This window comes from Aeromicrobium marinum DSM 15272 (assembly GCF_000160775.2).
GTDB classification, from domain to species: Bacteria; Actinomycetota; Actinomycetes; order Propionibacteriales; family Nocardioidaceae; genus Aeromicrobium; species Aeromicrobium marinum.
Map to the genome: position 1 here is coordinate 2,701,559 of NZ_CM001024.1, position 14,365 is coordinate 2,715,923.

Annotated in this window: 14 protein-coding genes; 8 read left to right on the forward strand and 6 right to left on the reverse strand. The window is 69.4% G+C overall.

The window, feature by feature from the left end:
* Positions 1–13: 13 nt before the first annotated feature.
* The 5 genes from HMPREF0063_RS13680 to rpmH form a co-directional block, all read right to left on the reverse strand.
* Positions 14–490: a Jag family protein gene (locus HMPREF0063_RS13680; RefSeq protein WP_007079290.1), complete on the reverse strand. Its 477-nt coding sequence runs from the start codon at positions 488–490 to the stop codon at positions 14–16.
* Positions 487–1,473: a membrane protein insertase YidC gene (gene yidC, locus HMPREF0063_RS13685; protein ID WP_007079291.1), complete on the reverse strand. Its 987-nt coding sequence runs from the start codon at positions 1,471–1,473 to the stop codon at positions 487–489. Before yidC ends, HMPREF0063_RS13680 begins: the two co-directional genes overlap by 4 nt.
* A gap of 8 nt (positions 1,474–1,481) precedes the next feature.
* A complete protein-coding gene (gene yidD, locus HMPREF0063_RS13690; RefSeq protein WP_007079292.1) occupies positions 1,482–1,721 on the reverse strand; it encodes a membrane protein insertion efficiency factor YidD in 240 nt (79 codons plus the stop codon).
* A 68-nt stretch (positions 1,722–1,789) separates the two neighbouring features.
* Positions 1,790–2,155 carry a ribonuclease P protein component gene (rnpA, locus tag HMPREF0063_RS13695; RefSeq protein WP_007079293.1) on the reverse strand — a complete coding sequence of 122 codons (366 nt, stop codon included), beginning with the start codon at positions 2,153–2,155 and terminating at the stop codon, positions 1,790–1,792.
* 3 nt (positions 2,156–2,158) lie between these two features.
* Positions 2,159–2,296 (reverse strand): 50S ribosomal protein L34, encoded by a 138-nt coding sequence (rpmH, locus tag HMPREF0063_RS13700; protein ID WP_007079294.1) that lies wholly within the window; start codon positions 2,294–2,296, stop codon positions 2,159–2,161.
* A gap of 293 nt (positions 2,297–2,589) precedes the next feature.
* On the opposite strand from rpmH, the gene dnaA reads away from it, so the two are divergent.
* The 5 genes from dnaA (at position 2,590) to HMPREF0063_RS13725 (ending at position 8,261) form a co-directional block, all read left to right on the forward strand.
* Complete coding sequence (dnaA, locus tag HMPREF0063_RS13705; RefSeq protein ID WP_007079295.1) at positions 2,590–4,065, forward strand: chromosomal replication initiator protein DnaA; 1,476 nt, start codon at positions 2,590–2,592, stop codon at positions 4,063–4,065.
* A 445-nt stretch (positions 4,066–4,510) separates the two neighbouring features.
* On the forward strand, positions 4,511–5,653 hold the full coding sequence (gene dnaN, locus HMPREF0063_RS13710) for a DNA polymerase III subunit beta (RefSeq protein ID WP_007079296.1): 1,143 nt from the start codon (positions 4,511–4,513) through the stop codon (positions 5,651–5,653).
* A gap of 55 nt (positions 5,654–5,708) precedes the next feature.
* Complete coding sequence (gnd, locus tag HMPREF0063_RS13715; protein WP_007079297.1) at positions 5,709–6,617, forward strand: phosphogluconate dehydrogenase (NAD(+)-dependent, decarboxylating); 909 nt, start codon at positions 5,709–5,711, stop codon at positions 6,615–6,617.
* 2 nt (positions 6,618–6,619) lie between these two features.
* Positions 6,620–7,741 carry a DNA replication/repair protein RecF gene (gene recF, locus HMPREF0063_RS13720; protein ID WP_007079298.1) on the forward strand — a complete coding sequence of 374 codons (1,122 nt, stop codon included), beginning with the start codon at positions 6,620–6,622 and terminating at the stop codon, positions 7,739–7,741.
* Positions 7,734–8,261: a DciA family protein gene (locus HMPREF0063_RS13725; protein ID WP_007079299.1), complete on the forward strand. Its 528-nt coding sequence runs from the start codon at positions 7,734–7,736 to the stop codon at positions 8,259–8,261. The genes recF and HMPREF0063_RS13725 overlap by 8 nt, the downstream gene beginning before the upstream one ends.
* Here HMPREF0063_RS13725 and HMPREF0063_RS13730 read toward each other — a convergent pair whose 3' ends face one another.
* A complete protein-coding gene (locus HMPREF0063_RS13730; protein WP_007079300.1) occupies positions 8,262–9,074 on the reverse strand; it encodes a phosphatase PAP2 family protein in 813 nt (270 codons plus the stop codon). It lies immediately after the preceding gene.
* A 192-nt stretch (positions 9,075–9,266) separates the two neighbouring features.
* Here HMPREF0063_RS13730 and gyrB point away from each other — a divergent pair, with 192 nt between their 5' ends.
* From gyrB to HMPREF0063_RS13745, 3 genes are read left to right on the forward strand one after another with little or no spacing between them, the layout of a single operon-like run.
* On the forward strand, positions 9,267–11,267 hold the full coding sequence (gyrB, locus tag HMPREF0063_RS13735; RefSeq protein ID WP_007079301.1) for a DNA topoisomerase (ATP-hydrolyzing) subunit B: 2,001 nt from the start codon (positions 9,267–9,269) through the stop codon (positions 11,265–11,267).
* Between the two features lie 32 nt (positions 11,268–11,299).
* A complete protein-coding gene (gyrA, locus tag HMPREF0063_RS13740) occupies positions 11,300–13,867 on the forward strand; it encodes a DNA gyrase subunit A (RefSeq protein ID WP_007079302.1) in 2,568 nt (855 codons plus the stop codon).
* On the forward strand, positions 13,864–14,358 hold the full coding sequence (locus HMPREF0063_RS13745; RefSeq protein WP_007079303.1) for a DUF3566 domain-containing protein: 495 nt from the start codon (positions 13,864–13,866) through the stop codon (positions 14,356–14,358). Before gyrA ends, HMPREF0063_RS13745 begins: the two co-directional genes overlap by 4 nt.
* Positions 14,359–14,365 lie beyond the last annotated feature (7 nt).

Sequence of the window (14,365 nt, forward strand, 5' to 3'; positions counted from 1 at the left end):
AAACGCTGACCGCTCAGACGCTCGCGGCAGGCAGCACCACGACGTACCGCCGCGGCTCAGCTCCCTCGGACTCGCTCACCAGGCCCGCCTCGGCGATGGCATCGTGCACCACCTTGCGTTCGAAGGCCGTCATGGGGGACAGCTCCAACCGCGACTCGCCCGCGCCGATCTTCTCGATCGCGTCAGCGGCCACCTGGCGCAGCTCCTCACGACGCGCCGCACGGAAGCCGTCGACATCGAGCATCAACCGGCTCCGCTCGCCGGTCTCGCGGTACACCGCGAGCCGGGTCAGCTCCTGCAGGGCGTCGAGGACCTCACCACCCGGTCCCACCAGGTGGTGCAGCTCTCCGCCCACGATCGACACCGCCGCGCGGTCGCCGTCGACGTCCATGTCGATGTCACCGTCGAGGTCGGCGATGTCCAGCAGTCCTTCGAGGAAGTCCGCGGCGATGTCGCCCTCGGCCTCCAGCTTGGTTGCGTCGGTGCTCACTTGGGCTTCTCCTTGCTCGACCCGGCGGGGCCACCGGGCTTCTTCTTGCGCTGACTGCGGGGCTGGTTGCGGGGCTGCTGGCGAACGATGGGGCGGGGAGCCTCCTCGACCGCGGCCGCCGGGTCGTCGGCCACCTGACGACCCTTGGCCGAGTCACGCTGCTGCTTGGCCTTGAAGGCCGGCGTCCCGGGTGCCGGGTTGCGGCGGATGACGTAGAACTGCTGACCCATGGTCCACAGGTTCGACGTGGTCCAGTACACCAGCACGCCGAGCGGGAAGAAGATGCCGCCGATCGCGAACACCGGCGGGAGGATGTAGAGCAGCATCTTCTGCTGCTGGGCGTAGGGACCGTTCAGGGCGTCCGGCGGCATGTTCTTGGCCATCAGCTGACGCTGGGTCAGGAACTGGGTGGCGCACATCGCGATCACGAGGATCATCGTCAGGACACGCGTCTGGGTGAGATCGGTGTTGATGAACGTGTCGGCGATGCGGGCGCCGAAGATCGTGGCGCCCTGCAGCGACTCCACGTACTCGACGTTGAACAGGCCACGGACGCCTCGTTCGAGGTCGTCGGCCGGCGCCTTGGCCGCCTGGTCGATGGTGCGGAACAACGCGAAGAAGACCGGCATCTGGGCCAGCAGCGGAAGGCACGAGGCGAACGGGTTGGTGCCCGTCTCCTTCCAGAGCTTCATCTGCTCCTGGGTCAGGCGCTCCCGGTCGTGTCCGTACTTCTTCTGCAGCTCCTTGATCTTGGGCTGCAGCAGCTGCATGTTGCGACTGCTCTTGATCTGCTTCACGAACAGCGGGATCAGCAGGGCACGGATCGTCACCGTCAGTCCGACGATCGACAGGGTCCACACCCATCCGTCACTGAGGAACGTGATGTTGTCGAACACCCAGTGCCACGCCAGCAGCACTGCTGACACCGCGTAGTACAGCGGCGTCATGATCAGCGAGCCGATCTGGCCGAAGAAGTCGAGCATCGTTCTCCTCAGGTGGACGCCGGTCGGACCGACGTCGGGGATGGAACCGGATCGTAACCGCCGGAACTCCAGGGGTGGCACCGCAGCAGGCGGCGGACCGCCAACCACGACCCCCGTATGGCTCCGTGCGTCTCCACCGCGCCCAGCGCGTACGCCGAACAGGTGGGGTGGTACTTGCAGACCTGCCCGTACAACGGACTGATGGCAAAACGGTAGACCCGCAACAGACCGATCAGCAGGTACTTCATGCAACAGCCTTCATGAGACCACCCGCGGGTCCCAGCGTTCACGCACCACGGTCATCCCGCAACCTCCGTCACGACCGACCGACCGACGTGGCCGTCCGGTCGGCACTGCGCCGCAGACCGCGGTCCAGTGACGCGTCGAGGTCATCGGCCAGGCTGTCGGCGGTCGCGGCGGGCGGCAGTGCACGCACCACGACGCGCGTGCCGGCCGGGAGACGCTCGATGCGCTGGGCCATCAGGTGCCGCAGCCGGCGCTTGACGCGGTTGCGCACCACGGCGGGTCCGACGGCCTTGCTCACGACGAAACCGACGGAGCGGACTCCGTCGGTTCCGGGAGCGACGTGGGCGACCACCGTGGGCGTCACGGCCTTGGTGCCCCGACGCATCGTGCGCCGGAACTCCTCGCCGTCCCGCATGCGGTGGCCGCGGTGCAGCACGGGTCAGGCAGACAGCTTGGAGCGGCCCTTGCCACGGCGCGACGCCAGGATGGCGCGACCGGCGCGGGTCCGCATGCGCAGGCGGAAACCGTGCTTCTTGGCTCGGCGACGGTTGTTCGGCTGGTAGGTGCGCTTGCTCACGGGAAGCCCTTCTCGGAAAGTGGAGTCACACGGGACGGTCGACGACCGGTGGCCCGACTGTCCAACGGTACGGGGGCCCCCGGGGCCGGTCAAACCGACCTCACTACCGTGCCGGTGGATCCTCGTCCACGCGACACGCCGCCCGGACTCCACCCGCGTGGACAAACCGCTTGTGTGGCTCCCGACCCGACTGCTACCGTCACCGCGGTACTCAGTTGTCCACAGTTCACGTCACCGACGCTCCCCACATGCACACCATGTGGATAACCATGTGGACCAGGGGAGGACCAGCAATGACGGACGGCGCATCGGCCTCGGCGGACCATCGCCTCGACGCCGCGTGGCAGAGCGCCGTCGAGACCTTGTCCCCCGGCGCGAAGGTCTGGGTGTACCCCGCCGTCCCCCTCAGCCTGCACAACGGCATCGTCATCGTCGCCGTGGCCGACGACCTCGCCCGAGCCCAGCTGGAGTCCCGCGTGCGACCGGCCCTCGAGCAGGCGCTCACCCGCGAGCTCGACACCGAGATCCGACTCGTCGTCACGATCGACACGGCCATCACCGACGACTCCAAGCGACAAAACGACTTGTCGACTTATAGCCAGAACGTCGGCTTCACCGCCGAGGTCATGGAGGACACCGACGAGGAGGACGAGGAGCACACCCGCGAGCGGTTCGCCCCCAGCTGGGCCCGACAGCCCACCGTCGTCACCGGCCGGCCCGCGAACATCGCGGAGGCCCGGCTCAACCCCCGGTACCTGTTCGAGAACTTCGTCATCGGGTCGTCCAACCGGTTTGCCCACGCAGCGGCCGTCGCCGCGGCCGAGGCGCCGGGCAAGGCGTACAACCCGCTGGTGATCCACGGCGAGTCCGGCCTCGGCAAGACCCACCTCCTGCACGCGATCGGTCACTACGTGCTCGGGCTGTACCCGTCGTCACGGGTCCGGTACGTCAACACCGAGGAGTTCACCAACGACGTCATCAACGCCATCGGCGAACGACGGACCGGGGCTCTCAAGCGCAAGTACCGCGAGATCGACGTGCTGCTGGTCGACGACATCCAGTTCATCGAGGGCAAGGAAGCCACCCAGGAGGAGTTCTTCCACACCTTCAACGCGCTGCACAACGAGAACAAGCAGATCGTGATGACCTCCGACCGGCCGCCCAAGAACCTCAAGACCCTCGAGGAACGACTGCGCAACCGGTTCGAGTGGGGCCTCACCACCGATGTCACCCCGCCGGAGCTCGAGACCAGGATCGCGATCCTGCGCAAGAAGGCCTCGAGCGACGGACTCACGGTGCCGGCCGACGTCCTGGAGTTCATCGCGTCGAAGGTGCAGTCCAACATCCGCGAGCTGGAGGGCGCCCTGATCCGCGCCACGGCCTTCGCGAACCTGCAGGGCACCACGGTCGACCTCAATCTCGCGCAGATCGTCCTGAAGGACCTGGTCGCCGAGGGCGGCGAACCCGAGGTCACCATCGGGCTGATCCTCGCCCAGACCGCGGCCTACTCCGAGTTCACCATCGAGGAGCTGTGCAGCGGCAACCGCACCCGCGACCTCGTGCTCGCCCGGCAGATCGCGATGTACCTGTGCCGCGAGCTCACCGAGATGTCCCTGCCGAAGATCGGCCAGGAGTTCGGCGGCCGCGACCACACCACCGTCATGCACGCCGAACGCAAGATCGGCAAGCTCATGAAGGAGAAGCACGCGGTGTACAACCAGGTCACCGAGCTCACCAGCCGCATCAAGCAGCGCGCGCGCCAGTCCTGACCGACGGCGACGACCCCTGCATGTTCGTCCGCCGCCCCTCCGAGGGCGCCGGACCGTCGTCCCCACCTGGGGACGACGGTGTGCGTAACACCGCCGGGTCGGTGGACATCGCCCCTCGTCGTGTGAACCCCGTGTGAACGGATGGCGACCGTCCACACCCGACGCGGGACACCGCACCGCTCCGCGCCCAGGTTGTCCACCGCCTGTCAGGCCTCTGACCTGCACCGACACCGGTTACCCACAGAGTCCACAGAGGCTACTACTACAACTACAGAGATATACGCCCAGAACACGGTTGAAGCAGCGGATCGGCGATGCTGTGGACGGCCGTCACCGATTCCCACCTCGCCTAGGCCGGACACCGCACTCGTGGCAGGATGCTTGCACCGGGAAGTCACCCGTGAGTGCCGCGTGCCCGGCGCATCCCGTCCGAAAGGCCTCTGCCGTGAAATTCCGCATCGATCGCGACACGTTCGCGGACGCCGTCGCGTGGACGGCCCGCAGCCTGCCCCTGCGCCCCAGCGTGCCGGTGCTCGCCGGCCTTCTGGTCGAGGCGTCCGCCGAGGGCCTGACCCTGTCGGGATTCGACTACGAGACGTCGACCCGGGCGACGCTGCCCGCCGAGGTCTCCGACGAGGGCCGGGCCCTGGTGAGCGGACGGCTGCTCAGCGAGATCGTCAAGTCGCTGCCCAACAAGCCCATCGACGTCGCGCTCGACGGCACCAAGGTCAACCTGACGTGCGGCAGCGCCCGGTTCGCCCTGCAGACCATGCCCGTCGAGGAGTACCCGCGCCTGCCACAGATGCCCACGGCCACCGGCACCGTCAAGGCCGATCTCTTCGCGACCGCGGTGCAGCAGGCCGGTGCCGCAGCCGGTCGCGACGAGATGCTGCCGCTGCTGACCGGCATCCGGCTGGAGCTGGAGGGTTCCACCATCTCGCTGATGGCCACCGACCGGTTCCGCGCCAGCCTGCGTGACCTCGACTGGTACCCCGAGGCCTCCGACCTGTCGGCCCAGGCCCTCGTGCCCGCGAAGGTCCTCAACGAGACCGCGCGTTCGCTGCAGTCCGGCGGCGACATCACGGTCGCGGTGTCCTCGGGCCAGACCGGTGACGGCCTCATCGGCTTCGAAGGCGTCGTGGGCAACGGCACCCGCCGCACGACCACCCGGCTGCTCGAGGGTGACTTCCCCCGGGTGCGTCAGCTGTTCCAGGCGCAGGCCGAGACGGTCGCGTACGTGAACACCCAGGAGTTCGTCGAGTCCGTCAAGCGCGTGTCGCTGGTCGCCGAGCGCAACACCCCGGTCCGGCTGACCTTCGCGGACGGCGTGCTGCTGCTCGAGGCCGGCAGCGGCGACGAGGCACAGGCGTCGGAGTCGCTGGAGGCCACGATCGAGGGCAACGACATCTCGATCGGCTTCAACCCCGGGTACCTGCTCGAGGGCCTCGGGGTCATGTCCGACCCGGTGGTGCACCTGTCGTTCACCCAGCACACCAAGCCGGCCGCCATCTCCGGCGTCGGCGAGACCGGAGCCGAGCCCGACGGCGCGTTCCGGTACCTGATCATGCCCGTCCGACTGCAGAGCTGACGACGGCGCGACCGACCTCGCACGCGGGGCACGACCCACCCACGAAGGAGCGCTCATGCATCTCGGACTCGTCGGCCTGGGCAAGATGGGCGGCAACATGGCCCTGCGGATCCGCCGCGCCGGACACACCGTCACCGGATTCGACCATGATCCGGAGGTCAGCGACGTCGCCGACCTCGCCGCCCTGGTCGAGGCGCTCCCGAGTCCGCGGGTTGTGTGGGTGATGGTGCCGTCGGGCGAACCCACCCGGGCGACCATCACCGAGCTGGCCGGCCTGCTCGACGCCGGCGACGTCATCGTCGAGGGCGGCAACTCGCGCTGGACCGACGACATCGCCCACGCCGAGCAGCTCGCCGCCGACGGGATCGGCTACGTCGACTGCGGCGTCAGCGGCGGCGTGTGGGGTCTGGACAACGGCTATGCCCTGATGGCCGGCGGATCCGCGGACGACATCGCCGTGGTGCAGCCGATCTTCGACGCGCTGCGCCCGCCCGGTGACTCCGGGTTCGTCCACGCCGGCGCGGTGGGGGCCGGGCACTTCTCCAAGATGGTCCACAACGGCATCGAGTACGCCATGATGCAGGCCTACGCCGAGGGGTACGAGCTGCTGCAGAAGGCCGACGCGGTAGAGAACGTCACCGACGTGCTCGACTCGTGGCGCGAGGGCACGGTGGTCCGGTCGTGGCTGCTCGACCTGCTGGTCAAGGCCCTGCAGGAGGCACCCGACCTCGACGGCATCCGCGGGTACGCCGAGGACTCCGGTGAGGGCCGCTGGACGGTCGAGGCAGCGATCGAACACTCCGTGCCGATGCACGTGATCGCATCCTCGTTGTTCGCCCGCTTCACCTCCCGGCAGGACGAGTCGCCGGCGATGCAGGCGGTGGCCGCGATGCGTCAGCAGTTCGGAGGTCACGCCGTGCGGGCCGCCGAGGAGGCCGGCGTCGACCCGGCCGACCCCGTCTAGGGATGCACGTCGCACGTCTGGCCCTGCACGACTTCCGGTCCTACACCGAGCTCGACCTCGAGCTCTCCGCCGGACCGGTGGCGTTCGTCGGCGCGAACGGGCAGGGCAAGACCAACCTGGTGGAGGCGGTCGACTACCTGGCGCGACTGGACTCGCACCGCGTCGCTGCCGATGCCCCCCTGGTGAGGGCGGGCGCAGAGCGGGCCGTGGTGAGGGCCGAGGTGGTCCGTGAGGACCGCCGAGCGCTGCTGGAGGTCGAGATCACTCCCGGCCGCAGCAACCGGGCGCGGGTGAACCGGGGTGACCTGCCCCGGGCCCGCGACATCGTCGGGATCCTGCGCACGGTGATCTTCTCCCCGGAGGACCTCGCCCTGGTGAAGGGAGATCCGTCGGACCGCCGGCGGTTCCTGGACGCCCTCCTGGTGATGAGGCTTCCCCGACTGGCCGGCGTCAAGGCCGACTACGACCGGGTCCTGAAGCAACGCAACGCGCTGCTGAAGAGCGGACGGAACCGACAAGTCGACATATCTACTCTTGACATCTGGGACGACAAGCTCGCGACGCTCGGCGCCGAGCTCCTCGTGCACCGCCTGACCCTGCTGGACGACCTCGGTCCGCACCTGGCGCAGGCCTATCGCGAGGTGGCGACGCTCGCCGCGGCGGACCGGCGCGACGTCACCGCCGTCTACCGCTCGGCCACCGACGGTGTGACCGGCACCCGTGACGTCGCGGAGATCCGCGAGGCGTTGCTCCGTGCGGTCGCCGAACGACGACGCGACGAGCTGGACCGAGGCATCAGCCTGGTCGGGCCGCACCGTGACGAGGTGGTGCTGGCCGTCGGGGACCTGCCGGCCAAGGGGTACGCGAGCCATGGCGAGTCGTGGTCGCTGGCGCTCGCGCTGCGACTGGCCTCGTTCGAGCTGTTGCGCAGCGAGGACGACGATCCGGTGCTGATCCTCGACGACGTGTTCGCCGAGCTCGACGCCGGCCGCCGCGACCACCTGGCGGCGCTCGTCGGTTCGGCCGAGCAGGTGCTGGTCACCGCTGCCGTGGCCGCCGACGTGCCGGCCGGTCTGACCGGGCGGCGGTTCCGGGTCGCCGACGGGACGGTCCACGATGAGTGACGGCACCCCCGCGGACGGTCCCGCGGACGGTCCGGGGGACACCCCGGCGGACGACCCGTTGCGGCTGGCCCGCGAGATCGCCGACGCCTACCGGGGCAACGCCACGCCCGACCAGCAGCCACGCCGACCCCGGCGTCGGGCACGGTCGCGGCGACCCGGACGCGAGGACGCCACCCCCCTGGCCGACGTGATGTCCGAGCTGGTCCAGCAGCAGGGATGGACCGACCAGCTCGCGGCCCAACGGGTGTTCACCGACTGGGCGGGCATCGTGGGTCCGGAGGTCGCCCGGCACTGCGTGGTGGAGGGCTACGCCGACCAGGTCGTCCACATCGCCGCCGACTCCAGCGCCTGGCGCAAGGAGCTGCAGCTGCTCGCCCCGACGATCGTCGCCCGGCTCAACGCCGAGCTGGGCGACGGGTCGGTGCTGCGGATCGAGGTCCGGGGACCGCAGGCCCCCAGCTGGAAGTCCGGGCCACGCAGCATCCGCGGGGCCCGGGGGCCCCGCGACACCTACGGCTGATCAGCCGGCCAGGCGCGAGGTGAGCCACATCCAGATCGCCACGACCAGCCCGAGCACACCGAGGACCACGGCGGCCTCACCGAAGCCGGCCCATCCCGCGAGCGGCCGGACACCGATCGCCACGAGGGCCAGACCGGATGCGGCCGCACCGGCCAGCGAGGCCACCGCGAGTCCCCGACCCGGCACCGAGCGGTGGCGCAGGACGAGGGTCGCCGCACCGGTCCAGGCCAGCGTGACGGCGCACGCCGCCACGACGTCGGAGGGGCGGTGCCAGCCCGCGACCACCGTCGAGGCGCCGACCATCGTGACGGCGAAGGCGCCGCCGGCCGCCATGACCGGCTGCAGGGCGCGGGGGGTCACCAGCGCGAGCGCCGCCACCGAGGCGGCGACCAGTGTCGTGTGGCCGCTGGGCAGGCTGTTGAGGACACCGAGCTCGAAGTCCGGACGATCGATCAGCACCCGCTTCAGGAGCTGCGTCGTGACGTTCGCGCCGGCGATGACGACGACGGCCGCCACGGCCAGCCGCAGCGACCCGCGCAGGGCGGCCACGACCAGGCAGCCCACGACGATCAGGGCCACCGCGCCGATGGAGACGTAGCCCAGCACGCTGAGAACCGACAGCTGGGCGTCGCGGCCCGCGCCGACCGTGCGCATCGCCGAGTCGTCGATCTCCTGACCCACCTCGGTGCCGACCGCCAGGACCACCAGCGCGGCCAGCACCGCGGCCGCGAACATCGCCGTCGCGCCGGCCTGGAGAGGTCCGGTCGCGGCCCGCTGCTGCGGCTCGGTGTCGGTCCGCTCGTCGATGCTCACCCCTCCACGATGCCTGATCGCCCATAGAACGGCCCGACGACACGTCGAACGTACTCGGGGCGAGCCGCGCCCCTCCCCAGCCACGACAGGCGGCTTCTCGTCGCTCTGAACGGCACCTGACGAGGCCGAATCAGTCCCCTCGGACGGGCGTGGATCGCTCAGACGGACAGAAACGACCCGTATACTGATCCGGTGACCTCAACTCCAGATCCCGCTGCGCCGATCGAGTCGACCTACGACGCCAGCAACATCCAGGTCCTCGAGGGGCTCGACGCGGTCCGCAAGCGACCCGGCATGTACATCGGTTCCACCGGCGAGCGAGGACTGCACCACCTGGTCTACGAGGTCGTCGACAACTCCGTCGACGAGGCGCTGGCCGGTCACGCCTCCCACATCGAGGTCACCCTGCTCGCCGACGGCGGCGTCAAGGTGGTCGACGACGGCCGCGGCATCCCGGTCGACGAGCACCCGATCGAGAAGATCCCCGCGGTGACCCTCGTGCTGACCTCGCTGCACGCCGGCGGCAAGTTCGGTGGCGGCGGCTACAAGGTGTCCGGCGGCCTGCACGGTGTGGGTGTCTCGGTGGTGAACGCCCTCAGCACCCGGTTGTTCGTCGAGGTCCGGCGCGACGGCCACCGCTGGACGCAGAGCTTCACCTACGGCGTCCCGGACCAGCCGCTGGAGCAGCACGAGGCCACCACCGAGACGGGCACGACGACCACGTTCTACGCCAGCGAGGACATCTTCGAGACCACCGAGTACTCCTACGAGACACTCAAGACCCGGTTCCGCGAGATGGCGTTCCTCAACAAGGGCCTCGAGCTGGTGCTGATCGACGAGCGTGAGCACGCCGAGGACGCCGACGACACCGCCGACGAGGTCGAGCGCCAGGTCCGGTTCCGCTACGACGGCGGCCTCGTCGACTACGTGCAGCACATCAACACCGGCGCCAAGGCCGCGATCCACCGCGACATCATCAGCATCGAGCGCGACGACGACACCGGCGGCATGTCGTTGGAGCTCGCGATGCAGTGGAACGCCTCGTTCAGCGAGTCGGTGCACACCTTCGCCAACACCATCAACACCCACGAGGGCGGCACCCACGAGGAGGGCTTCCGCGCGGCGCTCACCACCACGGTCAACCGCTTCGCCGAGGCCAACAACCTCATCAAGAAGAAGGAGGACCGGCTCACCGGTGACGACATCCGGGAGGGCCTGACCGCGATCATCTCGGTCAAGCTGGCCGAGCCGCAGTTCGAGGGGCAGACCAAGACCAAGCTCGGCAACACCGAGGCCAAGGGATTCGTGCAACAGGTGCTCAACGAGCAGCTGGGCGCATGGCTCGAGGCGAACCCGGCCGAGGGCAAGACCATCGTGCGCAAGTCCATCGACGCCGCGTCGGCCCGCATGGCGGCCCGCAAGGCGCGCGACCTCGCCCGCAACCGCAAGGGGTTCCTGGGCAGTGGCGGCCTGCCGGGCAAGCTGGCCGACTGCTCCAGCCGCAACCCCGAGGAGTGCGAGGTCTTCATCGTCGAGGGCAACTCCGCCGGCGGCTCGGCCAAGGGTGGGCGCGACCCGCGCACGCAGGCGATCCTCCCGCTGCGCGGCAAGATCCTCAACGTCGAGAAGGCCCGGATCGACAAGATCCTGCAGAACGCCGAGGTGCAGGCGATCATCTCCGCGCTCGGCACGGGCGTCCACGAGGACTTCGACATCGCCAAGCTGAGGTACCACAAGATCGTGCTGATGGCCGACGCCGACGTCGACGGCCAGCACATCTCGACGCTGCTGCTCACCCTGCTGTTCCGGTTCATGAAGCCGCTGATCGACGCCGGCCACGTGTACCTGGCCCAGCCGCCGCTCTACAAGATCAAGTGGAGCAACGCCACCGCCGACCTGGCCTACACCGACCGGGAGCGCGACGCGCTGCTGGCCGCGGGTGCGGAGTCCGGCAAGCGACTGCCCAAGGAGGCCGGCCAGGCGATCCAGCGCTACAAGGGCCTGGGCGAGATGAACGACAGCGAGCTGTGGGACACCACGATGGATCCCGACGCCCGGGTCCTGCGTCAGGTCACCCTCGACGACGCCGCGATGGCCGACGAGATCTTCACCATCCTCATGGGCGAGGACGTCGAGCAGCGCCGCTCCTTCATCCAGCGGAACGCCAAAGACGTCCGCTTCCTCGACATCTGAGCTCCGACCACCGCGACAGGTAGGACAGACACGTGACCGACACCCCGATCGAACGGGACCGGATCGAACCGGTCGAGCTGCAGGACGAGATGCAGCGTTCGTACATCGACTACGCGATGAGCGTCATCGTGGCCCGGGCGCTGCCCGACGTCCGCGACGGGCTCAAGCCGGTGCACCGGCGCGTGCTCTACGCGATGTACGACGGCGGCTACCGCCCCGACCGCGGCTTCTCCAAGTGCAGCCGCATCATCGGTGACGTCATGGGTCAGTACCACCCGCACGGCGACACCGCGATCTACGACACCCTGGTTCGACTGGCCCAGCCGTGGGTCATGCGGGCGCCGATGATCTCCGGGCAGGGCAACTTCGGCTCGCCGGGAGACGATCCCGCGGCCGCGATGCGGTACACCGAGTGCAAGCTCGCGCCGGTCGCCATGGAGATGGTGCGCGACATCGACGAGGAGACCGTCGACTTCAAGCCCAACTACGACGGCCGGTCGTCCGAACCCACGGTCCTGCCGTCGCGCATCCCCAACCTGCTGGTCAACGGGTCGGCCGGCATCGCGGTGGGCATGGCCACCAACATCCCCCCGCACAACCTGCGCGAGGTCGCCGAGGGCGCCCAGTGGGCCCTCGCCCACCCGGAGGCCACCCGCACCGAGCTGCTCGACGCCCTGCTCGAGCGCATCAAGGGACCCGACTTCCCGACGCACGGCCTGATCGTCGGCACGTCCGGCATCGAGGACATGTACCGCACCGGTCGCGGCTCGGTGACGATGCGCGCGATCGTCGGCATCGAGGAGGACACCAAGGGCCGCATCCAGCTGGTCGTCACCGAGCTGCCGTACCAGGTCAACCCCGACTCCCTCATGCGCAAGATCGCCGACCTGGTCAACACCGGTCGGCTGCAGGGGGTCTCGGACCTGCGCGACGAGTCCAGCTCGCGGGTCGGCCGCCGGATCGTCATCGAGATCCGTCGTGACGCCGTGGCCCGCGTGGTGCTGAACAACCTCTACAAGCACACCGACCTGCAGTCGAACTTCAGCGCCAACATGCTCGCCCTGGTCGACGACGTGCCCCGCACCCTGACGCTCGACGGCTTCATCACCAACTGGATCCACCACCAGATCGACGTGATCCGGCGCCGCACCGAGTACCGGCTGCGCAAGGCCGAGGAGCGCGCCCACATCTTCCGGGGTCTGGGCAAGGCCCTGGACCGGCTCGACGACGTCATCGCGCTCATCCGGCGCAGTCCCACGGTCGACGAGGCCCGCACCGGACTCATCGAGCTGCTGGAGATCGACGAGATCCAGGCCAACGCGATCCTCGAGATGCAGCTGCGCCGTCTGGCGGCGCTGGAGCGGCAGAAGATCCTCGACGAGCTCGCCGAGCTCGAGCGGATGATCGCCGACTTCACCGACATCCTCGAGCGGCCGGAGCGTCAGCGCGAGATCGTCTCGACCGAGCTGGCCGAGATCGTCGACAAGTACGGCGACGACCGGCGGTCACGGATCATCCCCGCCGACGGCGACCTGTCCGACGAGGACCTCATCCCCGACGAGGAGGTGGTCGTCACGATCACCTCCGGCGGTTACGCCAAGCGCACCAAGACCGACCTGTACCGGGTGCAGCACCGCGGGGGCAAGGGGGTCCGGGGCGCTCAGCTGCGCGACGGCGACTTCGTGGAGCACCTGTTCCCCACCACGGCCCACCACTGGATCCTGTTCTTCACCACCGCCGGTCGGGTCTACCGGGCCAAGGCGTACCACCTGCCCGAGGCCGGCCGCGACGCCAAGGGCGGGCACGTCGCAGGACTGTTGTCGTTCCAGCCCGACGAGCAGATCGCCCAGGTGCTCGCGGTCCGTGACTACGAGCAGGCGCCCTACCTGGTGCTCGCGACCCGCAAGGGCCTGGTCAAGAAGACCCGACTGACCGACTACAACAGCCCGCGCCAGGCCGGCGTCATCGCGATCAACTTCCGCGACGACGACGACGAGCTGATCGGTGCCGAGCTGGTCGGACCCGACGACGACCTGCTGCTCATCTCGCGCAAGGCCCAGGCCATCCGGTTCCGGGCCGACGACGAGCAGCTGCGGCCCATGGGCCGGGCCACCTCCGGCGTCACCGGCATGAAGTTCCGCGGCGAGGACGACCTGCTGTCGATGACGGTCATCCGGCGCGAGCACGCGGCCCTCGACGCCGAGGAGGTGGCCGACGAGGACAAGCTGTACGTCTTCACCGTCACCGACGGCGGTTTCGCCAAGAAGACCCCGGTCGGCGAGTACCGCCTGCAGGGTCGCGGCGGACTCGGCATCAAGGCCATGCAGATCACGGGCGCCCGGGGCGAGCTGGTCGGCGGTCTGGTGCTCAAGGACACCGACGACGTCATCAGCGTGACCTCCGGCGGGCAGGTCACCCGCAGCCTCGTGTCGGGGGTCAATCCCACCGGGCGTGGCACCATGGGGGTGAGCTTCGTGAAGTTCAAGGGTGACGACCGCGTGGTCACCATCGCCCGCAACGCAGAGGTCGCCGCCGACGTGGCGGAGATCGAGGAGGGGGACCCGGTCCCCGCCGCGCCCACCGATGAGGGACCCCAGTGACCGACGACACCACCCGCGGCAACGGCCTGACCCAGGCCGAGTACGCCGCGACCACCGACGACTCGCCCGAGAGCACGTCGGTCATCCCGGCGGTCAAGGACGACGGGTCCGCCCCGACGTCCGCGGAGCGCCGTGAGGCGCGTCTGCGTCTGGCCCGGGTCGAGCCGTGGTCGGTCACCCGGCTGGCGTTCGTCATCTCCGTCGCCCTGATGATCGTGTCGGTCGTGGCCGTCACGATCTTCTGGACCGTGCTGCAGGCCACGGGCGTGTGGGGCCAGGTCAACGACGCGGTCAACACCGTGCTCAGCAACGACGACTCGTCCTTCGACATCAGCAGCTACCTGGGCCTCGGCCGGCTGGTGGGGCTCTCCCTGGTGCTGTCGGCGGTCAACGTGGTCTTCCTGACCGCGCTCGCCGCGGTCGGCGCGCACCTGTACAACGCGGCGGCCCAGCTGCTCGGTGGCGTCGAGGTGACCTTCTCCGACCGGTGAACCGGCC